Consider the following 24549-nt stretch of genomic DNA (forward strand, 5'->3'; position numbering starts at 1 on the left):
GATGTCAGCCGATGGTTGCAATGGCGGCGCCAGCGGCCACGTATCCACCCGCGGCGACCGAGAAAGCGATGCGCCCCGCCCGGTGCGCGAGCACCTGCATTTCCATCTTCATCGCCTCCATCACGGCGATGACGCTGCCTGCCGCGACCTCGTCGCCATCGGCCACCTTCCAGCCTTGCACCGTGCCCGATACCGGCGCGGCCACGGCGGCGGCGTCTGCCACTGCCGGTTCTGCCGTTGCGATGCCCGCACCGCCAGCAGCCGCAGACGACAAACCACTCAACAGCACGGCCGGCAAGCCCAGCGACATCCGCCGCCCATCCACTTCGATCGCCGTGCGCAACAGCGCCGTGCCGGGCATCGGGTCAGGTCGCATCGCAGCGGCCTCGCCATTCGCGAAGTCGGTCTCGATCCAGCGCGTGTGCACCTTGAACGCATCGCCCGACACGAAGTCGGGGTGCGCCATCACGGCGCGGTGGAACGGCAGCACCGTGGGCAGGCCCTCGATGCGGAACTCCTTGAGCGCACGGCGCGCCCGCGCGACAGCCTGCTCGCGCGTGGCGCCGGTGACGATGAGCTTGGCCATCAGCGAATCGAAGGTGCCCGGCACCTGCGAGCCGGCATCGACGCCCGCGTCGACGCGCACACCGGGGCCCGAAGGCGCATCGAACACCTTGACCGGCCCCGGCGAAGGCATGAAGCCGCGCCCCACGTCTTCGGCGTTGATGCGGAACTCGAAGGCATGGCCGCGCGGCACCGGTGTCTGCTTGATCGACAGCGGCAGGCCTTCGGCGATGCGCAGCTGCTCGATCACGAGGTCGATGCCCGTGGTTTCCTCGGTCACCGGATGCTCGACCTGCAGCCGCGTGTTCACCTCGAGGAAGGAGATCGCGCCGCTCGCGCTCAGCATGAACTCGACCGTGCCTGCGCCCGTGTAGCCGGCTTCCGCGCAGATGTCGCGTGCCGACTGGTGGATGCGTTCGCGCTGCGCGTCACTCAGGAAGGGCGCGGGCGCCTCTTCGACCAGCTTCTGGTTGCGCCGCTGCAGCGAGCAGTCGCGCGTGCCGAGCACCACCACGTTGCCGTGCGTGTCGGCCAGCACCTGCGCCTCGACGTGGCGCGGGCGGTCGAGGAACTGCTCGACATAGCACTCGCCGCGGCCGAACGCCGTCACCGCCTCGCGCACCGCCGATTCGTAGAGGCCTTCCACCTCGTCGAGCCGCCACGCCACCTTGATGCCGCGGCCGCCGCCGCCGAACGCGGCCTTGATCGCGACCGGCAGGCCGTGCTTCTCGGCGAAGGCGAGCACCTCGCCAGCGTTCTTCACCGGATCGGCCGTGCCCGCGACCAGCGGCGCGCCGACCTTCATCGCGAGCTTGCGGGCCTGCACCTTGTCGCCCAGCATCGCGATGGCCGCGGGCGAGGGGCCGACCCACGTGAGGCCGGCGTCGATGACAGCCTGCGCGAACGCCGCGCTCTCGGAGAGAAAGCCGTAGCCCGGGTGCACCGCGTCGGCGCCACAGCGCTTGGCCACTGCCAGCAACTTGGCGATGTTCAGGTAGGTGTCTGCGGGCTTGTTGCCGTCGAGCCCGTAGGCCTCGTCGGCCATGCGCACGTGCAGCGCATTCAGGTCGGCATCGGCGTACACCGCGACCGATTGCACGCCGTGGTCGGCGCAAGCGCGTGCGATGCGCACGGCAATTTCGCCGCGGTTGGCGATCAGGAGTTTTTTCATCGGGAGGCTCTCACGGTGCAAGGGTTTCAACAAAGCCGGCGTCGGCCATCGGCTTGAAGCGGACGCGCGCATTCACGGGGATCTGCCCCGCGCGGTCCAGGTGATGGGTGGCGACGGAGGCGATCACGGGATAGCCGCCGGTCAGCGGATGGTCGGCCAGGAACAGCACGGGCTGGCCGCTGGGCGGCACCTGGATCGAGCCGCGCGCCGTGCCCTCGCTGGGCAGCTCGGCGTGATTGGCGCGCGCCAGCGGCACCTCGCCCGCGAGCCGGATGCCGACGCGGTTCGATTGCGGCGTGACCGCCCACGGCTGGCTGCACAGCAGCTCGACCGCATCGGGCGTGAACCAGTCGGTGCGCGGGCCGAACACGATGTCGAGCACGATTTCTTCCTGCACGGTGGGCAGGTCCGCCGGCGGCGTTTCGGGCGCACCGACCACGGCGCCGGTGGCCACCGTGCGCACGGGCAGCACGTCGCCCGTGGCAATGGCTGGCGGGCCGACGCGGGCCAGCGTGTCGGTCGAGAGACTGCCGAGCACGGGCGAGATGTCGAAGCCGCCGCGCACGGCGATGTAGCTGCGGATGCCGGCCTGCGGCTCGCCCAGCGCCAGCACGTCGCCATCGGCCAGCGCGATGGGCTGGTAGCGCGGCAGCGGCCACTTCGCGCCATCGGCGCGGGTCAGCGTGACGGGGCCGTCCGCGCCGGTGATGGCGACCACCGCGTCGCCACGGCATGCAAGCTGGAAGCCGCCATAGGCGATCTCCACGCAGGCCATGTCCGATGCGTTGCCGACCAGCCGGTTGGCCGCCTGCAGCGAGCGCTGGTCCATCGCGCCGGAGGCCGACACGCCCTGACCGGCCTGGCCGTGCCGGCCGCCATCCTGCAGCAGCGCCTGCAGCCCCGCAGCGCGAATCTCGAAGGCGCAGCCGCCTTCCATAGCAGCGGGTTGCGAAGGCGCGGACGCCGCGGCCACAGGCACAGCCTGCGGCAATCCGGTGACATCCACGAAGCGCACCGCGTCGCCCGGCTGCAGCAGCGCCGGCGTCTCGCGCGCCAGGTCCCACATCGGCGCATCGGTGATGCCGATGATCTGCCAGCCGCCGGGGCTGGCCTGCGGGTAGACGCCGCTGAAGCTGCCCGCAAGGCCGACCGCGCCCGCCGGAATGCGCGTGCGCGGCACCGTGCGGCGCGGCACGTTCAGGCTCGGGTGCCCGCCTGAAAGATAAGCAAAGCCCGGCGCGAAGCCGGTGAAGGCGACGGTGTAGTCGCTGCCGGTGTGGCGGCGAACCACCTCCTCGGGCGAGATGCCCAGCAGGCTCGCCACCTCGGCCAGGTCTTCGCCGTCGTAGCGCACGGGAATCTCGATGCGCTTGTCGATGCGCGTCTCGCGCGCGTCGAGGCTGCGCCCGCCGACCTGCCGCACGAGTTCATCGGCCGCAATCGCCGCCGGGCGGAAAGTGATCAGCAGCGTGCGCGCGGCAGGAACCAATTCTTCGATGCCCGCGACGGGTTCGGCGCGCAACGAGGCCAGCAGCGCGAGGGTCTGCGGCAGGTCGTCGAGTTCGACCAGCACCGCATTCAGGTTGACCGGCAGGAAGCGCATCGTCATGCGGCTGAATCCACGAAGGAGCGGATCGTCACGCCTGCCTGTTCGAGCCGCGCGCGCACCTGGCGCGCCATCTCGACCGCGCCCGGGCTGTCGCCGTGCACGCAGACCGACTCGGCCTCGATGCGCACCGTGCTGCCGTCGATGGCCGTGACCACGCCGTCGGTGGCCAGCCGCAGCATGCGCTCGGCCACTTCGTCGGCATCGTGCAGCACCGCACCGGGTTCACGGCGCGACACCAGCGTGCCCTGCGGCGTGTAGGCGCGGTCGGCAAAGGCTTCGGCCACGGCGCGCAGGCCTTCGCCGCGCGCCCAGCCCAGCAGCGGCGAGCCCGCCAGCGCCACCAGGCACAGGCCGGGATCGATCTCGCGGATGGCAGCGATCACGTCGCGCGCCTGGCGCTCGTCGTGGGCGATGGTGTTGTAGAGCGCGCCATGCGGCTTCACGTAGCGCACGGTGGTGCCGGCGGCGGCGGCAAGGCCTTTCAGTGCGCCGATCTGGTAGATGACGTCGGCGCGCAGGTCGGCGCTGTCGACGTCCATATTGCGGCGCCCGAAGCCCACGAGGTCGCGGTAGGCCACGTGGGCGCCGACGGCAACGCCGCGCTCCTTCGCCTGGCGCAGGGTGCGCAAAATGCCGGCCGGGTCGCCCGCATGGAAGCCGCAGGCCACGTTGGCGCTGCTCACGAGAGAAAGCATGGCGGCGTCGTCGCCCATGCGCCATACGCCCAGGCTCTCGCCGAGGTCGCTGTTCAAGTCGATGTTCATCGTTGGTCCCAGGGTCATCAATGCAGGCGGCCGGCGGTCTCGCGCACGTCGTCGCGCACGGTGAGCGCGGTGCGTATCGCCACGCGGAAGGCTTCGACCTGCGTGGCCAGCGCCATGCTGGCCACGCCCGGCTTGGAGGCCGCCTGCTCGGGCAGATAGGGCACGTGCACGAAGCCGCCGCGCGTGTGCGCGAGCGCCGGGCTCGTCGCGATGCGGTGCATCAGCGCATAGAAGATGTGGTTGCACACGAAGGTGCCGGCGCTGTTCGACACCGCCGCAGGCAGCCCCGCCGCGCGCATGTCGCGCACCATGGCCTTGATGGGCAGCGTCGAGAAGTAGGCCGCCGGACCTCCCGCGACCACCTCGGTGTCGATGGGCTGGTAGCCGGCGTTGTCGGGGATGCGCGCGTCGTCGACGTTCAGCGCAGCGCGCTCCAGCGAGATCTCGGTGCGCCCGCCTGCCGCGCCGATGCACAGCACCAGCCGTGGCGCCGGCCCCACCAGCGCCTCGTCGAGCGTGTCGATGGCGCGGCCGAACACGCAGGGCAGCTGCACCGCCTGCACCACGGTGCCTTCGCAGGTCCAGCCGTCGAGCGATCGCGCGATTTCCCACGCCGGGTTGACGGGATCGTTTTCGAAAGGCTCGAAGCCCGCGACCAGCACCCGGGGTGCCTTGTCATCGGTGGTCATGCAGGCGCCTCAGCGGAACATCAGGAAGTACATCAGGAAGATGTTGACCACCAGCAGCGCGGCCGCGGTCGGTATCTGCACCTTGATCACCGCGTTCTTGTCGGGCAGCTCCAGCAGCGCCGCCGGCACGATGTTGAAGTTGGCTGCCATCGGCGTCATCAGCGTCCCGCAGTAGCCCGAGAACATGCCGATGGCAGCCATCACCGCCGGGTCGCCGTGGTACACGCCCACCAGCACCGGCACGCCGACACCGCCCGTCATCACCGGGAAGGCCGCGAAGCCGTTGCCCATGATGATGGTGAACAGCGCCATGCCCAGCACGTACACCGCAACGGCGACAAAGCGGACGTCCATGTTGATGTAGCTCGTGGTGATGTACGCCACGGCCTTGCCCACGCCCGCGTCGGAGAACACCAGGCCCAGCATGCCCAGCATCTGCGGCAGCACCACGGCCCAGCCCAGCGCGTCGGTCAGGCGGCGCGACTCGCGCATGCCCTGCACCGGCGTCTCGCGCGTCAGCCAGCAGGCCAGCGCCAGCGCCACCACGCAGCCCACGCCAAGGCTCACCAGCGTGGTGTTCTTGGGGTCGAGCAGGAAGGCGTCGCCGATCTTCACCTTGCTCATCAGCACGGTGCCGATCACCGTGACCAGCGGAATCGCCAGCGCCGGCATGAAGAGCTTGTTGCCCAGGCGCTTGGCGCTGGTTTCGTACTCGGCCGGCGTGGGCTCCTTGTGTTTGCCCGCGCCGACGCCGCGCAGGCCGGCAATGACGGCCATGCCGATGGCGCCCGCGCCGACCCATGCGGGCGGCAGCTTGTCGCCGACCAGGAAGACCAGCGAATAGAGCCCCCAGAACAGCGCGCTGGTGTAGCGCTTGGGGTGCTGGCGGTCGGCCAGCGTCATGACCGCCGTGATCGCGAGGATCAGGCCGACCAGGATGTACAGGTGCTGGATCGAGAGAATCATGATCAGCGGCCTTCCTGCGTGGCCGGAACGGCGGGCGCATCGGACGCCGGTGCACCACCCAGTTCACGTGCCAACGACTGGTCGAGCCGGCGCAGGCGCCAGGCGTGGATGATGAAGGCGGCAATCGCGGTCGGAATGCCCCACAGCGCGATGTGCAGCGGCTCGACGTCGATGCCGGCCTCGTGCAGGAAGGTGCTCATCAGCACGATGGCGCCGAAGGCCACGAAGATGTCTTCGCCGAAGAACAGGCCCACGTTGTCGGTGGCCGCCGCATAGGCGCGCAGCTTGTGGCGGATGCGGTCGGGCAGCTTGCCGTAGCGGGTTTCGGTGGCGCCTTCGGCCATGGGCGCGAGCAGCGGTCGAACCATCTGCGGGTGGCCGCCCAGGCTGGTCAGGCCAACTGCCGCCGTGAGTTCGCGCGCCGCGAGGTAGACGATCAGCAGGCGCCCGGCGGTGGCCGACTTGATGCGGCTGATCCAGTTCTGCGCGTGCTGGCGCAGGCCGTGCCGCTCGAGCAGCCCGATCACCGCCAGCGGCAGAAGAATGATCAGCGGCAGGTTGCGGGTCTTGATGAACCCGGTGCCGATGGCCGTGAGGATCGCCATCGGGCCGAAGCCCGCGGCGATCGCCGTGGCGATGGCCGTGACGATCACCACCAGCATCGGGTTGAAGCGCAGGATGAAGCCCGCAATGATCACGGCGACGCCGATCAGCGGCCACAGATGAGGGATGTCAGAAGTCATGTTGGTCTTTCGTTTCTGGATTCGGAGACACCTTGCGCGGGGGCGCCGGCAAGCCGCTTCATGCAAACTGCGTGCCAATGAATGAGCAATTCAAATCATCTGAACCACTCATTTCTCATAAATTGTTGAACAATTTGTGTGAGTGTGCCCAACAACAGTGCTTGACTGACCCCATGAAAACCCTGAGCGTGTCAGCACTTGGTGCATCGGGCAGCGGCCGCGCGGGTGCCGTCCGACGGGGAAAACCTGCTACAAACGCCCGGACTCCCCGCTCCTCTCACCCCTTCCCGGCATGACTCCACTGGCCTCCCCGACTTCACCCGCTTCGCCAGCCGCCGGCGCGCAGACGCTCAACGACCGGGTGGCAGAACTCATCCGCCAGAAGATCGTGAAGGGCGAGTTCTCGCCGGGGCAGCGGCTGTCGGAGGCCGCGCTGGCCGACAGCTTCGAGATTTCGCGCAACACCCTGCGCGAGGTGTTCCGCACGCTGACCAAGGAAGGGCTGCTCAAGCACGCACCGAACCGCGGCGTGTTCGTGGCAGTGCCGAGCATCGCGTCGATCATCGACATCTACCGGGTGCGCCGCCTCATCGAATGCCAGGCGCTGGCGCAGGCCTACCCGCGCCACCCGGCCAAGAAGCACATGCGCGACGCGGTCGAGATGGCGCTGAAGTGCCGCGACGCAGGCGACTGGCTGGGCGTGGGCACGGCCAACATGGAGTTCCACATGGCGATCGTGGAACTGGCCGACAGCGAGCGGCTGAACAACCTGTTCGCGCACATCCTCGTCGAGCTGCGGCTGGCCTTCGGCCTGCTCAAGGACCCGGAGTTCCTGCACGCGCCCTACGTGGACATGAACACGAAGCTGCTCGAACTCATCGAGGCCGGCAAGTTCGCCGAGGGCGCGGCGGCTCTCAACGACTACCTCATCCACTCCGAGCGCATCGTGCTGGCAGTCTACGCGCGGCGGATGCCCGAGGGTGGCGTCGACAGCTAGAGCCTGCAGATAATGGCGAGCCCACCTCCATCGACGGACACGCCATGACCCTGTCTGCCTACCTGCTCTTCCTGCCGGCCTGCTTCGCCATCAACATGGCTTTCGGCCCCAACAACCTGCTGTCGGTGACCAATGGTGCCAGGCACGGCGTGTCGCCGGCGGTGATCGCGGCCAGCGGCCGGCTCGCGGCCTTCGCGATCATGATCGCCATCGCGGGGCTGGGCATGGGCGCGGTGCTGGTGGCGTCGGAACTGGCCTTCGACGTCATCAAGTACATCGGCGCGGCGTATCTCGTATGGATCGGCATCCGCCTGCTGCGCGCACCGGCGCCCACGGCCGAGGTGCAGGCGCGCGACGCATCCGCGCCGCCCTCCATGCGCGCGCTGGCGCGGCAGGAGTTCACCGTGGCGGCGGGCAATCCGAAGGCCATCCTGGTGTTCACTGCCTTCTTCCCGCAGTTCGTGGTGCCCGGTGCCTACGCTTCCAGCTATCTGCTGCTGGGCGCGACCTTCCTGGTGTTCGAGCTGGTCGCTATCGCGCTCTACGCGATGCTCGGTGCGCGCATGCGCCGGCTGGCCGACGGCAGCCGCGCGATGCGCTGGTTCAACCGGGTGAGCGGCAGCATGATGGTCGGCTTCGGGCTCATCCTGGCCTTCACGCGTCGTCCCGCAGCCTGAAGCGCCTCAGGCTTTCAGATACTCGGCCTTGGTGCCGAGCCAGCGGTCGATGTGGCGCTGTGCCAGTTCGGGATGCTTCTGCAGCATCACCGGTGCCAGTTCGCGCGCCCAGTCGAGCAGCAGCGTATCGGTCGTCAGGTCGGCAAAACGCAGCAGCGGTGCGCCCGACTGCCGCGCGCCCAGGAACTCGCCGGGACCGCGAATCTCCAGGTCGCGCCGCGCGATCTCGAAGCCGTCGCCGGTCTCGGCCATTGCCTTGAGCCGCGCGCGCGCCGCTTCGCCGACACGGCCGCTGTCGCCCGGCGCATAGAGCAGCACGCAGGCCGAGGCCGCCGCACCGCGTCCCACGCGGCCGCGCAGCTGGTGCAGCTGCGAGAGGCCGAAACGCTCGGCATGCTCGATCACCATCAGCGAGGCGTTGGGCACGTCGACGCCCACTTCGATCACGGTCGTGCTCACCAGCACCTGGATCTCGTTGGCGGTGAATGCGGCCATCACCGCCTGCTTCTCGGCCGTGGGCATGCGCGAATGCAGCAGGCCGACCTGGATGGGCTCGCCGAGCGTGTCGGCCAGCTCGTCGCGCGTTTCGGTCGCGTTGCGCAGGTCGACCGCCTCGCTCTCCTCGATCAGCGGGCACACCCAGTACACCTGCCGGCCCTGCGCGATCTGCGCGTGGATGCGGTCGATGACCTCGTCGCGCCGATGGTCGGCCACCAGCTTGGTGACGATGGGCGTGCGGCCCGGCGGCAGCTCGTCGAGCGTGGAGACGTCGAGGTCGGCGTAGTAGCTCATCGCGAGCGTGCGCGGGATCGGCGTGGCGCTCATCATCAGCAGATGCGGCTCCAGGTGCCCGACGGCCTTGCCGCGCAAGGCCAGGCGCTGCGCCACGCCGAAGCGATGCTGCTCGTCGATGATGGCCAGCGCAAGATTCTTGAAGCGAACCTTCTCGGAAATGACCGCGTGCGTGCCGATGACCAACGCGGCCTGGCCGCTCTCCACCGCCGCCGACATCTCGTCGCGCTCCTTCTTCCTCTGGCTGCCCGTGAGCCACGCCACGCGCAGGCCGCGCGCAGCGAGCAGCGGATCGAGCCAGCCGACCAGCTTGCCGAAGTGCTGGGCCGCGAGGATCTCGGTGGGCGCCATCAGCGCGCACTGGAAACCCGCGTCGATGCAGCGCGCCGCCGCCAGCGCCGCCACCACGGTCTTGCCCGAGCCCACGTCGCCCTGCAGCAGGCGGTGCATCGGGATCTGGCGGTGCAGGTCGGCCGTGATCTCCTCGCCCACGCGCTGCTGCGCACCGGTCAGGCCGAAGGGCAGCACCGCGAGCAGCTGCGCATGCAGCGAAGTGGCGACCGGCTCGGTCGGCGCAGGCAGCACCGGCGCACGCTGGGCCGCGCGCTCCAGCCGGGCCTGCAGTTGCGACAGCTGCTGCGCCAGCAGTTCCTCAGCCTTGATGCGCTGCCATGCCGGGTGGCTGTGGTCTTCGAGCGCGGCAATCGACACGTCGGGCGTCGGGTAGTGCAGGAAGCTCAGTGCGCTGCGCAGATCCCACACGCCGCGCAGACCGATCTGCACCGGAATGGTCTCGTCGAGCACCGCGCGCGCCAGGCCCGAACGCACCTCGCGCCGCAGCACCGGCTGCGCGAGCCCGGCCACGGTGGAGTAGACCGGCGTGAGCGCATTCGGCAATGCGGTGCCGGCCGCCTTCACGGTCGGATGCATCATCTGCCGCCCCACGAAGCCGCCGCGCACCTCGCCGCGCACCCGCACCCGCGCGCCGACCGCCAGTTGCTTCTGCTGCGAGGGATAGAAGTTGAAGAAGCGCAGCTGGCAGGTGTCGCTGCCGTCGTCGATGGTCGCCAGCAGTTGGCGGCGCGGGCGGTACACCACCTCGCATTCGGTGATCACGCCTTCGACCTGCGCCATGTCGCCGTCGCGCGTGTCGGCCAGGCGCACGATGCGCGTCTCGTCCTCGTAGCGCATCGGCAGGTAGAGCGCGAAGTCGATGTCGCGCACGAGGCCCAGCTTGCGCAAGGCGCGCTGCACCTGGCTCAGGCCGCTGCCGGGCGGGCCTGCGGGCACCGGCGCGGCGGCACTCGCGGAAGCTGCAGGGGACGGGGCTTTCTTGGAAGGCACGGACGGGCTTCTAGCGCGGGCGGCAAAGGTCCGCCAAGGCGCTGCGGGCATCGGGGAACATGAACTGGAAGCCGGTGCGCAGCAACTGCGCGGGCACCACGCGCTGGCCTTCGAGCAGCAGGTCGGCCTGCTCGCCGAGCAGCAGCCTGACGGGCGCCGCAGGAGTCGGCATCCAGCAGGGGCGGTGCAGCACGCTGGCGGCGACGCGGGTGAATTCTTCCTGGCTCAGCGCACCGGGCGCGGTGAAGTTGAAAGCCTGCGCCGTCGCGGGGGCCGTGGCCCGTTCGGCCACGCTCCACACATGCGCCATCGCGCGGACCAGGTCATGCACATGCACCCACGACAGCCATTGCCGCCCGCTGCCCAGCCGCCCGCCCATGCCGAGCCGGACCGGCATCAGCAACTGCGGCAGCGAGCCCTGGTGGCCGAGCACGAAGCCGAAACGCATGCAGGCCACGTGCACACCGTGCGCGACAGCGGCGCGTGCCGCCTGCTCCCAGCGCTGGCACAGCTGCGACATGAAGATTTCTTGCGGCGGTGCATCTTCGGCGAGTTCGGCGGCGTGGCCCTGCGGCTGGACGCCGTAGTAGCCGATGGCGGAGCCCGAGAGCAGCAGCCACGGCTTGCGTGGCCGCGTGGCGATCCATGCCACCAGCTGCTGCGTCAGCCCTTCGCGGCTCCTGAGCAGCTGCTGGCGTCGCCGTTCGCTCCAGCGCATGCCCAGGATGCGCGCGCCCGCGAGGTTGACGACCACGTCGACATCGTCGGCCGCCGGGACCTGGTGGAGCGATTGCACGCAGCGCACCGCGCCGCCGAAGTCCCAGGCGGCCGAGCGCGCATCGCGCGTCCAGACCGTCACCGCATGGCCGTCGGCCAACAGGTGGCGCACGAGGATCTGGCCGATGAAGCCGGTACCGCCCGTGACCAGCACATGCTGCGGCTTGGTGCCGAAGCGCACCGGCGCCAGGGCATCGCGCGCCTGCGCCTGCTTGTGCTGCCCGAACAGCGCGCGCGCCGCGAAGCCATCGCGCAGGCCCGAGAGACCCACGCCCACGCCGCACAACGCCAGGAACGCGCTGAGCCAGCCGTGCGGCTGCCACACCATCGCGGTCGGCTGCGCGGCCCAGCCGACCGCGCTCATCGCCAGCAGCGCGATGAACGCGCCGGCGTTGATGGCCAGCACCGTGTGCGTGACCCGTTCGGTGGGCGGCAGCAGGCGGCTGCCGTCCTCGACCACGAAGTCCCACAGCGTGAGCACGATCTCGACGCCGAACACCGCGAGCAGCACCCACGCCCACGCGCCGTGCCAGGCCCACGCCGACAGTCCGAGGAACAGCGCGCAGTAGATGGACGAGCGCGTCGCGTGGATCGCCAGCTCGCGCGCCGCCGTGCCGCGCCGCGGCAGTGCCTCTGTGCCCTCGTGGTGGTAGAGCGTGTCGAAAGCGCCCAGCACGCCCTGGGCCGCCATGAGCTGCAGGGCCAGCAGGTGCGTGTCGAGCGTCATGCGGCCACCGCCTGCGGCTCGGCCACTTCCTCGAACACGCCGACCTGCGTGAAGGTGGTACCCATCAGCCAGTGGCGGATCTCGATGCGGATGTTGAAGCGCTCGGGCGTCTCGTTGTGGTGCCAGAGAAAAGTCTTGCCCGGCGTGAAGAGGCCCGGCAGCGGAATGCGCCAGCCGAACACGTCCCAGAAATAGCCGTCGCTCTGGAAATGCAGGCTGCCGTTCTCCACGCTCAGCACCAGCTTCATGCCCAGGCCCATGCCGACGTACTCCAGCACCTCGCCGCGCTCGCTCTCGCGCATGAAGCTGGTGAACTGGATCGGCTTGCGCCCGTGCAAGCGGTAGATGCGCCGCTTGTAGATGGCGGGGTCGCCGGGCTTGGCGTAGACCTGGATCTCCACGGGGAAGTGGCTGTCGCTGTAAGGGATCAGTGCGCCCTGGATCATCGGCTGCGTGAGGTGCCCCAGCAGCTTGCCGAAGCGCGAGCAGCGCAACTCGCTGAGCGCGCCCAGGTAATGCAGCGCCTTGCCGGGCGAGGGGTTCTTGTCGAAGCGCCGGCGGATGTCGGGGTGCAGTCCCATCCAGGCGCCGCCCAGGATCTTCTTGAAGAGCTCGCCTTCGGAAGGAGGAGCAGGGGCTGGCGGGACGCGCGCGACGTAGGAATCGACCATGCGTCGATTCTGCCTCGGCAACCCCCTGCCGAGCCCGTGATTCCAGCCCATGGGACAATCGCCCGCTTCCTGCATCCTTCTCTTCCCATGCCTCCTTGGCACGGGCCCGTCCGGCCCTCAAGCACCATGCGCGCCTTCACGCTTTCCGATTTCGATTTCGCCTTGCCGCCCGAGCTGGTGGCGCAACACCCGGCCACCGAACGCACCGCCTCCCGCCTGCTCGACGGCACGGGGCCCGCGCCAGTCGATCGCATCTTCAAACACCTGCCTTCGCTGCTGCGCGCGGGCGACCTGCTCGTCTTCAACGACACGCGCGTGGTCAAGGCGCGCCTGTTCGGCGAGAAGCCGACCGGCGGCAAGCTCGAGCTGCTGGTCGAGCGCGTGCTGCAGGGCCACGAGGTGGTCGCCCACATGAAGGTCAGCAAGAAGCCGCCCGTGGGCACCACGCTCGAGATGGTCGGCGGCTTTCGCGCCACGCTGCTGGGCCGCTGGCCGGACGAAGACGGCGCGCTGTTCCGCTTCGGCTTCGAGAGCGACGCGGGCGAAGACCCGTACGCGCTGATGGCCCGCTGCGGCCACGTGCCGCTGCCGCCCTACATCACGCACACCGATTCGGCCGACGACGAGAGCCGCTACCAGACCGTGTTCGCACGCGTGCCCGGCGCGGTGGCCGCGCCCACCGCCGCACTGCATTTCGACGAGGCACTGCTGGCCGAGCTCGATGCGCACGGCGTGCAGCGCGCCAGCGTCACACTGCACGTGGGCGCCGGCACTTTCCAGCCGGTGAAGACCGAGAACATCGCCGAACACACGATGCACGCCGAGCGTTATGAGGTGCCCGAGGCCACGCAGCGCGCGATTGCCGAATGCAAGGCACGCGGCGGCCGTGTCGTTGCGGTCGGCACGACCACGGTGCGCACGCTCGAATCGTGGGCCAGGAGCGGCGAAGCCACGGGCGACACGCGCATCTTCATCACGCCGGGCTTCGTGTTCGAACACGTCGACTTGCTGGTGACGAACTTCCACTTGCCGAAGAGCACGCTGATGATGCTGGTCTCGGCCTTCGCGGGCTACGAGCACGTGATGGCGCTGTATGCCCATGCCATCGCCAACGGCTACCGCTTCTTCAGCTATGGCGACGCCATGCTGCTCGCGCGACAAACGGACTGAACGACATGCTGAACTTCGAACTCCTCAAGACCGACCCCGACAGCCACGCGCGCCGCGCCACGCTCACGCTCAACCACGGCAAGGTGCAGACGCCGATCTTCATGCCCGTGGGCACCTACGGCACCGTCAAGGGCGTGATGCCGCGCAGCCTCGAGGAGATGGGCGCGCAGATCATCCTGGGCAACACCTTCCACCTGTGGATGCGCCCCGGCCTGGACGTGATGGCGAACTTCGGCGGGCTGCACCAGTTCGAGAAGTGGGACAAGCCCATCCTCACCGACTCGGGCGGCTTCCAGGTGTGGTCGCTGGGCGCGATGCGCAAGATCAGCGAGGAAGGCGTGAAGTTCGCCTCGCCCGTCAACGGCGACAAGCTGTTCCTCACGCCCGAGGTCTCGATGCAGATCCAGACCATCCTGAACAGCGACATCGTGATGCAGTTCGACGAGTGCACGCCCTATGACACCAAGGGCCATATCACGACGGAGGCCGAGGCGCGCATCTCGATGGAGCTGAGCCTGCGCTGGGCCAGGCGCTGCCAGAGCGAATTCGCACGGCTGGAGAACCCGAACGCGCTGTTCGGCATCGTGCAGGGCGGCATGTTCGAGAACCTGCGCGAGGAGTCGCTCGCCGCGCTGGTCGACATGGACTTCCCGGGCTACGCCATCGGCGGCGTGAGCGTGGGCGAGCCCAAGGAAGAGATGCTGCACATCATGGGCCACACGCCGCACCGGCTGCCCGCGAACAAGCCGCGCTACCTGATGGGCGTGGGCACGCCCGAGGACCTGGTGCAGGGCGTGGCCGATGGCGTGGACATGTTCGACTGCGTGATGCCCACGCGCAATGCGCGCAACGGCACGCTGTTCACGCGCTTCGGCGACCTGAAGATGCGCAACGCACGCCACAAGAGCGATCCGCAGCCCATCGACCCCAGCTGCACCTGCCATGCGTGCGCCGGCACCTCGGGCGTTTCGTGGAACGACGGCGGACGCGAGGGCTTCAGCCGCGCCTACCTGCATCACCTCGACCGTTGCGGCGAAATGCTCGGGCCGATGCTCACGACCATCCACAACCTGCACTATTACCTGAACCTGATGCGCGAGATCCGCGCGTCGCTCGACGCGGGCTCGTTCACCGAGTTCCGCGCGCGCTTCAAGTCGGAGCGGGCACGAGGCGTCTGAGGCTTCTTCTTACTTCGGGGCCTGGATGGGCAGCGGGGTGGCGTAGGGCTCGATACGCAGCGCCTCGTTCTTGAAGACCACGATCTGCCTGAGCGGCGCCTGTACCAGCGCGCCGCCCGAGTCCTTGTGCGAGGCGTACTGCCACAGCGTGAGCTGGCCCTTGGCGGCCAGCTGCGCGGCCAGCCGCTCCACGGCGGGGCCGGAGCCCGCGCCGAGCAGCGCCGCGTCGGCGCCCACGATCACCTCGTCGCGCGGCGAGACCACCTTGAAGAGCTGCACGGGCGCCGGCGCCTGTGCGCGCACGGAACGCACCGCCAGGGCGGCGGGAAGAAGCGCGAGCGCCAGGACGGCGCGGCGGGGAAAGGTGTTCGTCATGGGGCAGGAGCGTAGCCACGCCCGTCGGCGCTGCCCATTCGCCGGAAGCCATACGCCGACCGGCAACCCCGGGCTCGCCGGGGGCCCGCTCATCCGCTACGCTTGCCTTCCGTTCCCACTGCTGTTGCCGCATTCCCATGACCAACGCATCTTCTCCCTACACCGCCCGCTATCCGTCGCTGGCCGGGCGCACCGTGTTCATTTCCGGCGGCGCCAGCGGCATCGGCGAATCGCTGGTGCAGGCCTTTCACGCACAGGGCGCGAGGGTCGGCTTCTGCGATCTCGACACCGCCGCCGGCAACGCGCTCGCGGCGCAGCTGCAAGGCGAGCACCCTGCGCTGTTCCAGGCCTGCGACGTGACCGACACGGCCGCGCTCGGCGCCGCCATCGACGCGGTGCGCCAACGCTTCGGCCCGATCGCCGTGCTGCTGAACAACGCAGCCAACGACCGCCGCCACGAGATGGCCGACGTGACCAGCGAGGACTTCGACCGCCTCGTGGCCGTCAACTTCAAGCACCAGTTCTTTGCCGCGCAGGCAGTGGCGGACGACATGCGTGCGCTGGGCGGCGGATCGATCATCAACTTCGGCTCGATCAGCTGGATGATCAAGGGCCGGGGCTATCCGGTGTACCAGGCCTGCAAGGCGGCCGCGCGCGGCCTCACGCGCTCGCTGGCGCGCGACCTGGGCAAGCAGAACATCCGCGTGAATTCGATCGTGCCGGGCTGGGTGATGACCGAGCGGCAGATCAAGCTGTGGGTGAAGCCCGAATCGGGCGCGGAGATCGATGCGGCCCAGTGCCTGCCGGGCCGCGTGATGGCGGAAGACATCGCGGCAATGGCGCTGTTCCTCGCGGCCGACGATTCGCGCATGTGCACCGCACAGGACTACGTGGTGGATGCGGGCTGGACCTGAAACAGGCTCGCCCCCAGGCTACGCGCACTTCGTGTCGCTTCGCCAACCCCCTACCGGGGGCAACACCTGCGGCCCGGCGAAGCCGGTTCCGCGGTGTTTCTGGAAAAAGAAAATTCCCGGGTACCGATCTTCTTAGTCGCGCAGTTCGGCTGGCAGCGTGCCGCCATTGGCGGCGATGCGGCTCATCACCTGCTTGTGCAGGCCGATGTTCCATTCGGCCGAACCCGGCTCGCCATCGCTGTAGAGAATTTCGCTGGCCAGTTCCTTGCGCGCGGCGAGGCTGCTGTCCAGGCCCAGCAACTTGAGCAGGTCGACGATCGAGGTGCGCCAGTTCAGGCCGGCGGCACCAGGCATCGCGTCCAGGACGGCGGGCACGTCGCCCAGCGGGATCGCAGGCGGCGGTGCGGCAGCGGCCGGCGCGCCCGGTGCAGCCGCCGGCGGTGCGGCGACGACTTCAGCGGCGTTGGCCGACGGAAAAATCTTGGAAAAAATCTTGCCGAAAATGCTCATGGGTGTACTCCGTCAATGTGAATGGGAAAACCCGCGGCACGGCGTTGCGTGCCGCAGCCCTGGGGTTGTAGCACGCCCGTGCGGCGGTTCCGCTACGTGGCCGGCAGAACCGGGGCACCCGGCGTGACCGATTGCGCAGTGCCGGTCACAGGTGTGTGCGGCGACTGCGTCTGCGCGCCCGCCGAGGTTCCGCAGGCATGGCAGAACTTGGAGAACGCGCTCTTGCGCGTCTCGCACTGGCCGCAGTGGTCGAACAGGCCGATGCCGCAGTGCGGGCAGAAGTCGATCTCGTTGTTCTTCAGGTCGACCGGCCGTTCGCAGCCGGGGCATACGCTCTTGCCCAGGCGCGCCAGGGCGACGTCGTAGCTCAGCTCCTCGCGGCGCACCTGGTCGGGCTGCTGCTCGGCGAGTTTCTGGCGCGCCAGGTAGCGGTTGAGCGCGATGATGGCGTAGCGCCCCACCAGCACGGTGAGCAGGATGCCCACCACGTAGCGCACATAGCCGCCGTAGCTCGGCAGGTAGGGCACCAGCTCGACGAAGAAGGCGAACAGCGCGAAGAAGATGAAGCCCCACACGAAGGGCCACCAGGTGCTCTTGCGCTTCTTCACGAAGAGCCAGCCGGCCACGACGAGCAGCGGCAGCGTGAGCGCCAGCCGGTAGGCGAATACGCGCAGTTCGATGCGGCGGTACTCGGCGTCGAGCTTGAGCTGCGCGTCGCGCTCCAGCACCGACAGCGCTTCGGAGGCGCGCTGCTCGGCCTGGCGCGCGTCGAGCGCGATCTTCTGCTGCGCGTTGACCTTGCGCTGCAGCTCCTCCTCCTTCTGCTTGAAGGCGTCGAGCGCCTTGGTGCGCGCGATGAGCTCGGTGTCCTGATCGGGCTGCGCGGTGGCGCGCCGCGTGGAGATCCAGTTGCCGAAGGTCTCGCGCGCATTGGCGCTGGCCTGCTGCGCGGCGTTGAGCTGCAGGCGGATCTGGTCGAGGTCGCGCGCGGCCTGCAGCTCGGCGGCTTCCGAGGCCTTGACGGTGGCGCGCAGCGGCTCGGCCGCCGGCTTGTCGATGAAGTCGTCGATGCCGCGCACGCGCTCGACCTGGGGCAGGTCGCTCACGACGGTGCTGCCGAGCCCGATGAGGAAGCTCGCGAACACCAGCGCCACCAGCCAGAGGCCGCGGCGGAACCATTTTTCGGAAAGGCGCAAGGATTTGCTCATGTTGTTTTCTCCACGTTCTTATTGAAGCTTCAAGGTCACCGGCGCCGCGCCAAGCCCGGCACGCGGCAACCATGCGAACACAGAATCGACCGTCACGGTCTCGATGCGGTCCGAGAAGCGCTTGTCGTTCGGATGGTCGTCGAAGGCCACGTTGGCCGAGCCTACGCGCCCGCCCAGCCGGGTGAGCGGGCCGAGCTTCAGCACGGTTGGCTCGTAGCCTTTGAACTGCAACCAGGCCTGCGCCTGCGCGCGGCTGCCGATGGTGGCGGGCTCCATGGCGGCGGCCAGCGTCTCGACGGCCCACTGGTTCGACTGCTGGTACTTCTGGCCCCAGGCGTAGCTCACGATGCTGTAGGGCGCGGTGTGCAGCCGCACGATGCGCGCGGGCGGTTCGTTCAGCGCGGCCAGCAGCTGCGCCTGCACCTGCGGCGTGGGCACGGCCCAGGCGGCCTCGTAGCGCCACAGGTCGTCGAGAAAGAACTCGCCGAGCCCCTGGCGGTAGACGGCGGCCACCGCGGTCCCGCACTGGTTGAGCTTGTGCACCACGCGCCACGGGCCGGCATCCGTCTTGTAGGCGATGCCCAGGTGCGAGTAGCGCAGGCCGTACTTGCTCAGGTCCTGCCCCGCGCGCGCCAGGATCACGACGCGCGCGCCGCTGGCGTCGAGCGCCTGCGAGGTGCGCTCGGCCAGTTGCATGCCCTTGACGATCACTTCAGGCGTTGGCTTGACCTGCCCGCACGAGCGGCCGGCCTGCGCCTGCATCGGCAGCAAGACCGCCAGTCCGAGCAGCAGCGGCAGTGCCCGGTTCACGACAACCTCTCGTTGTGGAGCAGCGCGCGGCCGATGGCGTTGGGCACGAAGGCCAGCACCTCGCCGGCGGCCGACAGCACCACCCCGGTGCCGATCACGCTGACGAGGACGCTGGTGCCCACGGCTTTCGACACGCCGTCAGCCGCGCGGCCCGCGACCTTGATGCTGGCGCGCGCGCCGTCCGAAGCGCGTTCGAGCAGGTACACCGTGCCGTCGGCAGAGGCTTCGACCGCGATCACGGTGAGCGTCGAGCCGCCCACAGACAGCGCGGCAGGCACGGCGACCGCCGCGGTGGCCGAGGCCCCCACCGCAGAGGCGGCGACCACCACCGATGCCACAGGCATCAGCGAGAGGGCGACCGAGGCGTCGCTCTGCGCCTGGGCACGCAGGGGAGCCGAGATGCCCGCGAAGGCGGTGCAGGCGGCGACGAGAACGGCGGCAATCGACTTTTTCATGATGGGCTTTCGTTGATCGGACGCGGGTTATTCGGCAGCAGAAGCAGCAGCCTCGGCACGGGCCATGCGGCGGCCCTGCAGGCGGGCTTCGGCCATGTCGGCTTCATGGCGGTCGCGCAGCGTCTTGGCCAGCGTGAAGGCCGAGCTGATCAGGAACAGCCAGCTCACGCCCAGGAAGGCCTTGTAGGCCTCGTTGATCTCCATGCGCACGAGGCCCCAGCCGGTCAGGCCCATCGCGGTGAAGAAGCTGCCCCAGACGACCAGCTTCCACATGGGCACGTCGCGCGTCGCTTCGGCGCTGCGCTCGGCGGCCTGCTGGCTGTCGCGCACGAACTTGGCCAACATGAAGGCGGTGCTCAGGCAGAACACGTAGCCCATCACCATGAACGCCCGGTCCAGCGCCTCCCCCGGCAGCCAGCTCAGGCCGGTGGCGCACAGGAAGACGGCGATCGCGAACGAAGCCCAGGCCTGGAACTGCCAGGCCCGCGTGTCGCGCTGGATGAAGACGGTCGTGGTCGATGAGAGGGGTTGCATGTGTGCCTCGCGGCGTAGTGAAGGTGGGCGAATGATGGTTCGCTCCCGCACCGCGGGGCTTGAATGCTTGCACCAGTTGCGGTTTTCAGCGCCGCCGGTATCTGCAGTCGATACTTTCCGGCGCCTTGCGCGCCGGAAAGGAGCCGCGCCTCAGGCGGCCAGCAGGGCGCTCACACGCTGGCGCAGCGACTCGGGCTGCACTTCCACCGGCGGCACTGGACCGCCGACGTTAAGCCCCACGCGGCTGAAGAAGCCGCGGCGAAACGGCTTGGCCATGGCCACGCGCTCGCCGCCGCGCAGTTCGATGCGGCTGAAGTACGAGCCCCAGAGATTGGTCAGCGCCATCGGGATCACCGGCGGCTCGATGCCCTGGGCGCGCGCGCCTTCAAGGATCTTCATCACGCCGCCCTTGAACGGCTGCAGCTCGCCGTCGCGCGTGATCGCGCCCTCGGGGAAGATCGCGAGCAGGTCGCCCTCGCGCAGCACGCCGATCGCCTTGGCAAAAGCCGCTTCGTAGGCCGCGGGGTCTTCCTTCTGCGGCGCGATCGGAATGGCCTTGGCCAGCTTGAACAGCCAGCCCAGCACCGGCACCTTGAAGATGCGGTGGTCCATGATGAAGCGGATCGGCCGCGGGCTTGCCGCCATCAGCAGCACCGCGTCTATGAAGCTCACGTGGTTGCACACCAGCACGGCCGCGCCCTCGGTGGGAATGTGCGACTCGCCCTTGATGTCGAAGCGGTAGACGAAGCGCGACAGCACCCAGGCCACGAAGCGCAGCAGGTACTCGGGCACCAGCATGAAGATGTAGAACGCCACCACCGCGTTGGCGATGCCGGTGAACAAGAAGATCTGCGGAATGGTGAAGCCCGCGCCCAGCAGCGCGCCCGCGATGACCGAGCTGCCGATCATGAACAGTGCATTGAGGATGTTGTTCGCCGCGATGATGCGCGCGCGGTGCGTGGGCTGGCTGCGCAACTGGATCAGCGCGTACATCGGCACGCTGTAGAGGCCCGCGAACAGCGACAGCAGCGCCAGGTCGGCCATCACGCGCCAGTGGGCGCCCTGGCGCACGAAGGCGCCGATGCCCATCTCGGGCACGGCTGGCAGGCCGCGCGACGCAAAGTAAAGGTCGACGGCGAACACGCTCATGCCGATGGCGCCCAGCGGCACCAGGCCGATTTCCACCTGCCGGCGGCTCAGCGTCTCGCACAGCAGCGAGCCGACGCCGATGCCCACCGAGAACACCACCAGCAGCAGCGAGGCCACCTGCTCGTCGCCGTGCAGCACTTCCTTCGCGAAGCTCGGGAACTGGCTCAGGAACACCGCCCCGAAGAACCACATCCACGAGATGCCCAGCAGCGAGCGGAACACCACCACGTTCTGGTTCGCGAGCTTGAGGTTGCGCCAGGTTTCGCTGATCGGGTTCCAATTGATGACCAGCCCCGGGTCGGTGGCCGGCGCCTTTGGTATGGCCTGCGCCACGCCCCGGCCGACCAGCGCCAGCAGCACGCAGCCCACGGCCACGCTCATGTGGCCGATCTGCGGCACCGCCACCAGCAGCCCGCCCGCCACCTGCCCGAGCAGGATGGCGACGAAGGTGCCCATCTCGACCATGCCATTGCCGCCCGTGAGTTCGCGCGCGTCGAGCACCTGCGGCAGGTAGGCGAACTTGACCGGCCCGAACAGCGTGGAGTGCAGGCCCATGAGGAACACGCAGCCCAGCAACACCACCGCGTCGGCCCGCACGAAGCCCCAGGCCGCGAGCACCATGATCGCAATCTCGAGGTTCTTGACGAAGCGGATCATCTTCGTCTTGTCGAACTTGTCGGTGAGCTGGCCGGCCGTGGCAGAGAACAGCAGGAACGGCAGGATGAACAGCGCGCCGATCACCAGCCCCGCCATGGCCGGCGGCATCCAGCCCAGCTGCAGCTGGTAGGTCACCATGACGGTGAAGGCGAACTTGAACAGGTTGTCGTTCGCCGCACCCGCGAACTGGGTCCAGAAGAAAGGCGCGAAGCGCCGCTGCTTGAGGAGGGCGAACTGGTTGGCGTGGGCGTTCGCTTCGTGGGCCACGGGTGTGGCTGCGGCAGCGGCGGGATTTGTCATTCGAAGAGTGCTCCTCAGGCGGCCACGGCGGCGGCGCCCGGATTGTGCCGTAGTGCGGCTTCCCAGCGCATTTCGAGCTTGTGGAGCGCGAGCACCACGGGCAGCCCGGCGAGCGAGGCCGTCAGATGCTTCAGCGTATGGCCCGAAACCGTGTGCCGCGTGAATTCATAAATCTGGTGGTCGGCCAGTTCGAAAGCCTTGGCCAGCACGTAGAAGAAGATGACCCAGCCCAGCTTCAGCCCGACCGACTTGCGCATCGGCGTGGCCAGCGCCAGCGTCACCACCAGCGCCATGCCGCCGAACTGCACCAGCGCCCAGGGCATGACGTTGCCGGTCTCCTGGAACACCTCGGCCGAGAGCAGGCCGGCCGTCAGCGCGAACCAGGCGGCGGGCCAGCCGGCGCGCTGGCTCACCCGCTCGCAGACCGCCACGCCGATCAGCCCGGCGAAGGCCACCGCCATGCCGGCGCGGTCCGCGGCGAGCCGGGGGGCGTCGGGCACGAGGTGGAAGAAGGCCGAGCCCGCGGCGGTGGCGATCAGGCCGGCGAAGAAGAGCCAGGCGCAGTCGAGCGTGTTGTCCGGCGGATCGCTGGCGGGCGGGGCCAGCGGGAACTGCGACAGCGCCTCCTGGTGCGAGCGGTCGATGCGGTTGAGCCGGTACAGGCCCCACAGGCCGATCACGACGAAGGGGATGTTGCTCAGCACGTCCATGGCGTTGGGCAGTCCGTGCCAGGCGCGGTTGTCGGCGAACACCGAAGCGATGGCAACCTCGGCGGCGGGCAGCGCGGGGCCGAAGAAGGCGACCAGAGTGAGCAGCGCGAAAGTGAAAAGCAATCCGCGTTCGCGGCGGCTGAGTCGGCTGGCAAGAGACAGGAGCATGGCGGTCCTCGGTGGGTGGATCGGTATGGGCCGCGAATTTAGGCGCGGGCCGCTCCACAGGCATCGAGAATCGATACGAGGCACTAATTCACTCCTTCCGGTATCTCCAATTGATACTTGCAGGCGCCCGTGTACGCTTCCGGGCCATGAGCACCACCGTCGATCTCGTCCAAGCCCTCAAGAACGAACTCAAGAGCGCCCGCATGACCTACGCCGACCTGGCGCGGTCGCTCGACATGGCCGAATCCAGCGTCAAGCGGATGCTGGCCAAGAGCGACATGCCGTTGTCGCGCGTGGACGCCATCTGCCGCGCGCTGAAGATCGATTTCGCCGAACTGGCGCGCCGCGTGGCCGACGCCCAGCCGCTGCTGAAGGAGCTGACGCACGAGCAGGAAAAGGCCGTGGTCAGGGACAAGAAGCTGCTGCTGGTGGCCATCAGCGTGCTGAGCCAGTGGACGCTGGAGCAGATCGTGGCCGCCTACCGCGTGAGCGAGGCCGAGTGCATCGGCTTCCTGGCCCAGCTGGACCGCATCGGCATCATCGAGCTGCGCCCACTCAACCGGTATCGCCTGAAGCTCGCCAAGACCTTCCGCTGGCGGCCGCATGGCCCAGTGATGGAGTTCTTCCGCGAGAACGTGGTGCTCGACTACTACAAGGGCGGCTTCGACGGCCCGGCCGAGGGCCTGCTGCTGGTGCACGGCCAGATCAGCCGCTCGCTGGCGCCGGCCTTCCTGGAACGCCTGCAGCGCGTGGCGCAGGACTTCGCCCAGCAGCACCAGACCGACCAGAAGCTGGCCGCCAAGGACCGCGAGGGCTACACGCTGCTGCTGGGGATGCGGAACTGGGAATTCGAAGCATTTACCCGCCTCCGTCGAGCCTGAGGCTCAATCCAGGAACACCGAGGAACCGGCTTTGCCGGGCCTCAGGTGTTGCCCCCGGTAGGGGTTGGCGAAGCGACACGAAGTGCGCGCAGCCTGGGGGCGGGCCTTACTTGGCGGCTTCGAGCGTGTCGCGCATCGTGCGCGCGGCGCTCTTCGCCGCATCGGCGAAGTCATCGCCCGACGACGCGTAGATGATCGCCCGCGACGAGTTCACGATGATCGGCGCATCGGCGCGCCAGCCGGCGCGCACGGTGGCGACCGCATCGCCGCCCTGGGCGCCGACGCCCGGAATCAGCAGCGGCACGGTTGGCGCGAGTTCGCGCACACGCTCGATTTCCGCCGGGTAGGTCGCGCCCACCACCAGTCCGAGTTGGCCGTTGAGGTTCCACGGGCCTTGCGCCAGGCGAGCAACGTGTTCGTACAGGAAGGGCTGCCCCTCGACATCCGCCAGCCGCTGGCCCTGCAGGTCGGAACCGCCGGGGTTGCTGGTGCGGCACAGCAGGAACGCGCCCTTGCCCTCGTGCTTGAGGTACGGCGCCACCGAGTCGAAGCCCATGAAGGGCGACAGCGTCACCGCATCGGCGCCGTAGCGCTCGAAGGCCTCCAGGGCGTACTGCTCGGCGGTGGAGCCGATGTCGCCGCGCTTGGCGTCGAGGATCACGGGCACGTGGGGCGCATTGCGGCGCATGTGCTCCATCAGCTGCTCGAGCTGGGCTTCGGCGCGGTGCGCCGCGAAGTAGGCGATCTGCGGCTTGAAGGCGATGACCAGGTCGGCCGTCGCGTCGACGATGCGCGCACAGAAGTCATAGATGCGGCTGGCGTCGCCCTTGAGATGCCCCGGGAACTTGGCCGGCTCCGGATCGAGCCCCACGCAGAGCAAGGAACCGTTTTTTTGCTGTGCGGCGGCCAGCTTGTCGAGGAAAGTCATGGGGTCCGATTTTAAGGATGCCAGGAAACACGCCCCCGGTTCGAGCGTGAAACGCCGCGGAACCGGTTTTCCCGGGGCCGCTGGTGTTGCCCCTGCAAGGGGCTGGCGAAG

Annotated in this window: 24 protein-coding genes; 6 read left to right on the forward strand and 18 right to left on the reverse strand. The window is 68.8% G+C overall.

All coding sequences use genetic code 11. The features are described from left to right. Positions 1 to 4: 4 nt before the first annotated feature. From ACEN9N_RS23275 to ACEN9N_RS23300, 6 genes are read right to left on the reverse strand one after another with little or no spacing between them, the layout of a single operon-like run. On the reverse strand, positions 5 to 1735 hold the full coding sequence (locus ACEN9N_RS23275; RefSeq protein WP_495654620.1) for an acetyl/propionyl/methylcrotonyl-CoA carboxylase subunit alpha: 1731 nt from the start codon (positions 1733 to 1735) through the stop codon (positions 5 to 7). Between the two features lie 10 nt (positions 1736 to 1745). Further along, the gene (locus ACEN9N_RS23280) at positions 1746 to 3338 is read right to left on the reverse strand and encodes a 5-oxoprolinase subunit B/C family protein (RefSeq protein WP_495656414.1); all 1593 of its coding nucleotides are present in this window, start codon (positions 3336 to 3338) and stop codon (positions 1746 to 1748) included. Positions 3339 to 3340: 2 nt separating this feature from the next. After that, positions 3341 to 4108 carry a LamB/YcsF family protein gene (locus tag ACEN9N_RS23285; protein WP_495654621.1) on the reverse strand — a complete coding sequence of 256 codons (768 nt, stop codon included), beginning with the start codon at positions 4106 to 4108 and terminating at the stop codon, positions 3341 to 3343. A gap of 17 nt (positions 4109 to 4125) precedes the next feature. Continuing rightward, positions 4126 to 4797, reverse strand: coding sequence for a pyroglutamyl-peptidase I (pcp, locus tag ACEN9N_RS23290; protein ID WP_495654622.1), 672 nt, complete (start codon positions 4795 to 4797; stop codon positions 4126 to 4128). 9 nt (positions 4798 to 4806) lie between these two features. Next, on the reverse strand, positions 4807 to 5763 hold the full coding sequence (locus tag ACEN9N_RS23295; protein WP_413314014.1) for a DUF979 domain-containing protein: 957 nt from the start codon (positions 5761 to 5763) through the stop codon (positions 4807 to 4809). 2 nt (positions 5764 to 5765) lie between these two features. Then, positions 5766 to 6506 carry a DUF969 domain-containing protein gene (locus ACEN9N_RS23300; protein ID WP_413314015.1) on the reverse strand — a complete coding sequence of 247 codons (741 nt, stop codon included), beginning with the start codon at positions 6504 to 6506 and terminating at the stop codon, positions 5766 to 5768. 292 nt (positions 6507 to 6798) lie between these two features. Between ACEN9N_RS23300 and ACEN9N_RS23305 the strand changes: the two genes are divergently transcribed. Then, on the forward strand, positions 6799 to 7503 hold the full coding sequence (locus tag ACEN9N_RS23305) for a GntR family transcriptional regulator (protein ID WP_495654623.1): 705 nt from the start codon (positions 6799 to 6801) through the stop codon (positions 7501 to 7503). A 44-nt stretch (positions 7504 to 7547) separates the two neighbouring features. Further along, positions 7548 to 8180 (forward strand): LysE family translocator, encoded by a 633-nt coding sequence (locus tag ACEN9N_RS23310; protein ID WP_413314017.1) that lies wholly within the window; start codon positions 7548 to 7550, stop codon positions 8178 to 8180. Between the two features lie 6 nt (positions 8181 to 8186). Here ACEN9N_RS23310 and recG read toward each other — a convergent pair whose 3' ends face one another. From recG to ACEN9N_RS23325, 3 genes are read right to left on the reverse strand one after another with little or no spacing between them, the layout of a single operon-like run. Continuing rightward, positions 8187 to 10367: an ATP-dependent DNA helicase RecG gene (gene recG, locus ACEN9N_RS23315; protein WP_495654624.1), complete on the reverse strand. Its 2181-nt coding sequence runs from the start codon at positions 10365 to 10367 to the stop codon at positions 8187 to 8189. Then, positions 10327 to 11820, reverse strand: coding sequence for a TIGR01777 family oxidoreductase (locus ACEN9N_RS23320; protein ID WP_495654625.1), 1494 nt, complete (start codon positions 11818 to 11820; stop codon positions 10327 to 10329). The genes recG and ACEN9N_RS23320 overlap by 41 nt, the downstream gene beginning before the upstream one ends. Further along, complete coding sequence (locus tag ACEN9N_RS23325; protein WP_495654626.1) at positions 11817 to 12491, reverse strand: DUF4166 domain-containing protein; 675 nt, start codon at positions 12489 to 12491, stop codon at positions 11817 to 11819. Before ACEN9N_RS23325 ends, ACEN9N_RS23320 begins: the two co-directional genes overlap by 4 nt. A gap of 126 nt (positions 12492 to 12617) precedes the next feature. Between ACEN9N_RS23325 and queA the strand changes: the two genes are divergently transcribed. Continuing rightward, complete coding sequence (gene queA, locus ACEN9N_RS23330) at positions 12618 to 13661, forward strand: tRNA preQ1(34) S-adenosylmethionine ribosyltransferase-isomerase QueA (protein ID WP_495654627.1); 1044 nt, start codon at positions 12618 to 12620, stop codon at positions 13659 to 13661. Positions 13662 to 13666: 5 nt separating this feature from the next. Next, on the forward strand, positions 13667 to 14839 hold the full coding sequence (gene tgt / locus ACEN9N_RS23335) for a tRNA guanosine(34) transglycosylase Tgt (protein ID WP_009124762.1): 1173 nt from the start codon (positions 13667 to 13669) through the stop codon (positions 14837 to 14839). A gap of 9 nt (positions 14840 to 14848) precedes the next feature. Here the strand turns inward: tgt and ACEN9N_RS23340 are convergent, their stop codons facing one another. Next, positions 14849 to 15214 (reverse strand): hypothetical protein, encoded by a 366-nt coding sequence (locus ACEN9N_RS23340; RefSeq protein ID WP_413314022.1) that lies wholly within the window; start codon positions 15212 to 15214, stop codon positions 14849 to 14851. 137 nt (positions 15215 to 15351) lie between these two features. Here ACEN9N_RS23340 and ACEN9N_RS23345 point away from each other — a divergent pair, with 137 nt between their 5' ends. Next, a complete protein-coding gene (locus tag ACEN9N_RS23345; protein ID WP_495654628.1) occupies positions 15352 to 16128 on the forward strand; it encodes an SDR family NAD(P)-dependent oxidoreductase in 777 nt (258 codons plus the stop codon). Positions 16129 to 16260: 132 nt separating this feature from the next. Here the strand turns inward: ACEN9N_RS23345 and ACEN9N_RS23350 are convergent, their stop codons facing one another. From ACEN9N_RS23350 to ACEN9N_RS23380, 7 genes are all read right to left on the reverse strand, one after another. Beyond that, positions 16261 to 16638 carry a DUF3597 domain-containing protein gene (locus ACEN9N_RS23350; RefSeq protein WP_009124759.1) on the reverse strand — a complete coding sequence of 126 codons (378 nt, stop codon included), beginning with the start codon at positions 16636 to 16638 and terminating at the stop codon, positions 16261 to 16263. A 92-nt stretch (positions 16639 to 16730) separates the two neighbouring features. Further along, positions 16731 to 17846, reverse strand: a complete 1116-nt coding sequence (locus ACEN9N_RS23355) for a K+ transporter (protein ID WP_009124758.1) — start codon at positions 17844 to 17846, stop codon at positions 16731 to 16733. A gap of 18 nt (positions 17847 to 17864) precedes the next feature. Continuing rightward, a complete protein-coding gene (locus ACEN9N_RS23360) occupies positions 17865 to 18656 on the reverse strand; it encodes a DUF2145 domain-containing protein (RefSeq protein ID WP_495654629.1) in 792 nt (263 codons plus the stop codon). Then, the gene (locus ACEN9N_RS23365; RefSeq protein ID WP_413314025.1) at positions 18653 to 19111 is read right to left on the reverse strand and encodes a hypothetical protein; all 459 of its coding nucleotides are present in this window, start codon (positions 19109 to 19111) and stop codon (positions 18653 to 18655) included. Before ACEN9N_RS23365 ends, ACEN9N_RS23360 begins: the two co-directional genes overlap by 4 nt. Positions 19112 to 19138: 27 nt before the next feature. Then, positions 19139 to 19645 (reverse strand): YiaA/YiaB family inner membrane protein, encoded by a 507-nt coding sequence (locus ACEN9N_RS23370; protein ID WP_009124752.1) that lies wholly within the window; start codon positions 19643 to 19645, stop codon positions 19139 to 19141. 150 nt (positions 19646 to 19795) lie between these two features. After that, complete coding sequence (locus ACEN9N_RS23375) at positions 19796 to 21751, reverse strand: MFS transporter (RefSeq protein WP_413314026.1); 1956 nt, start codon at positions 21749 to 21751, stop codon at positions 19796 to 19798. A 14-nt stretch (positions 21752 to 21765) separates the two neighbouring features. Next, a complete protein-coding gene (locus ACEN9N_RS23380) occupies positions 21766 to 22629 on the reverse strand; it encodes a hypothetical protein (protein ID WP_413314027.1) in 864 nt (287 codons plus the stop codon). A gap of 146 nt (positions 22630 to 22775) precedes the next feature. Between ACEN9N_RS23380 and ACEN9N_RS23385 the strand changes: the two genes are divergently transcribed. Then, positions 22776 to 23510, forward strand: a complete 735-nt coding sequence (locus tag ACEN9N_RS23385) for a helix-turn-helix domain-containing protein (RefSeq protein WP_009124743.1) — start codon at positions 22776 to 22778, stop codon at positions 23508 to 23510. 106 nt (positions 23511 to 23616) lie between these two features. On the opposite strand, the gene pyrF is transcribed toward ACEN9N_RS23385, so the two are convergent. Beyond that, a complete protein-coding gene (pyrF, locus tag ACEN9N_RS23390; RefSeq protein WP_009124742.1) occupies positions 23617 to 24438 on the reverse strand; it encodes an orotidine-5'-phosphate decarboxylase in 822 nt (273 codons plus the stop codon). Positions 24439 to 24549 lie beyond the last annotated feature (111 nt).

This window comes from Variovorax sp. Varisp46 (assembly GCF_059491885.1).

What these genes read in the sequence shown, in the direction of transcription:
- ACEN9N_RS23275 (WP_495654620.1), bottom strand. Translation starts at nt 1,735, where the DNA reads ATGAAAAAACTCCTGATCGCCAACCGCGGCGAAATTGCCGTGCGCATC.
- ACEN9N_RS23280 (WP_495656414.1), bottom strand. Translation starts at nt 3,338, where the DNA reads ATGCGCTTCCTGCCGGTCAACCTGAATGCGGTGCTGGTCGAACTCGAC.
- ACEN9N_RS23285 (WP_495654621.1), bottom strand. Translation starts at nt 4,108, where the DNA reads ATGAACATCGACTTGAACAGCGACCTCGGCGAGAGCCTGGGCGTATGG.
- pcp (WP_495654622.1), bottom strand. Translation starts at nt 4,797, where the DNA reads ATGACCACCGATGACAAGGCACCCCGGGTGCTGGTCGCGGGCTTCGAG.
- ACEN9N_RS23295 (WP_413314014.1), bottom strand. Translation starts at nt 5,763, where the DNA reads ATGATTCTCTCGATCCAGCACCTGTACATCCTGGTCGGCCTGATCCTC.
- ACEN9N_RS23300 (WP_413314015.1), bottom strand. Translation starts at nt 6,506, where the DNA reads ATGACTTCTGACATCCCTCATCTGTGGCCGCTGATCGGCGTCGCCGTG.
- ACEN9N_RS23305 (WP_495654623.1), top strand. Translation starts at nt 6,799, where the DNA reads ATGACTCCACTGGCCTCCCCGACTTCACCCGCTTCGCCAGCCGCCGGC.
- ACEN9N_RS23310 (WP_413314017.1), top strand. Translation starts at nt 7,548, where the DNA reads ATGACCCTGTCTGCCTACCTGCTCTTCCTGCCGGCCTGCTTCGCCATC.
- recG (WP_495654624.1), bottom strand. Translation starts at nt 10,367, where the DNA reads ATGCCCGCAGCGCCTTGGCGGACCTTTGCCGCCCGCGCTAGAAGCCCG.
- ACEN9N_RS23320 (WP_495654625.1), bottom strand. Translation starts at nt 11,820, where the DNA reads ATGACGCTCGACACGCACCTGCTGGCCCTGCAGCTCATGGCGGCCCAG.
- ACEN9N_RS23325 (WP_495654626.1), bottom strand. Translation starts at nt 12,491, where the DNA reads ATGGTCGATTCCTACGTCGCGCGCGTCCCGCCAGCCCCTGCTCCTCCT.
- queA (WP_495654627.1), top strand. Translation starts at nt 12,618, where the DNA reads ATGCGCGCCTTCACGCTTTCCGATTTCGATTTCGCCTTGCCGCCCGAG.
- tgt (WP_009124762.1), top strand. Translation starts at nt 13,667, where the DNA reads ATGCTGAACTTCGAACTCCTCAAGACCGACCCCGACAGCCACGCGCGC.
- ACEN9N_RS23340 (WP_413314022.1), bottom strand. Translation starts at nt 15,214, where the DNA reads ATGACGAACACCTTTCCCCGCCGCGCCGTCCTGGCGCTCGCGCTTCTT.
- ACEN9N_RS23345 (WP_495654628.1), top strand. Translation starts at nt 15,352, where the DNA reads ATGACCAACGCATCTTCTCCCTACACCGCCCGCTATCCGTCGCTGGCC.
- ACEN9N_RS23350 (WP_009124759.1), bottom strand. Translation starts at nt 16,638, where the DNA reads ATGAGCATTTTCGGCAAGATTTTTTCCAAGATTTTTCCGTCGGCCAAC.
- ACEN9N_RS23355 (WP_009124758.1), bottom strand. Translation starts at nt 17,846, where the DNA reads ATGAGCAAATCCTTGCGCCTTTCCGAAAAATGGTTCCGCCGCGGCCTC.
- ACEN9N_RS23365 (WP_413314025.1), bottom strand. Translation starts at nt 19,111, where the DNA reads ATGAAAAAGTCGATTGCCGCCGTTCTCGTCGCCGCCTGCACCGCCTTC.
- ACEN9N_RS23370 (WP_009124752.1), bottom strand. Translation starts at nt 19,645, where the DNA reads ATGCAACCCCTCTCATCGACCACGACCGTCTTCATCCAGCGCGACACG.
- ACEN9N_RS23375 (WP_413314026.1), bottom strand. Translation starts at nt 21,751, where the DNA reads ATGACAAATCCCGCCGCTGCCGCAGCCACACCCGTGGCCCACGAAGCG.
- ACEN9N_RS23380 (WP_413314027.1), bottom strand. Translation starts at nt 22,629, where the DNA reads ATGCTCCTGTCTCTTGCCAGCCGACTCAGCCGCCGCGAACGCGGATTG.
- ACEN9N_RS23385 (WP_009124743.1), top strand. Translation starts at nt 22,776, where the DNA reads ATGAGCACCACCGTCGATCTCGTCCAAGCCCTCAAGAACGAACTCAAG.
- pyrF (WP_009124742.1), bottom strand. Translation starts at nt 24,438, where the DNA reads ATGACTTTCCTCGACAAGCTGGCCGCCGCACAGCAAAAAAACGGTTCC.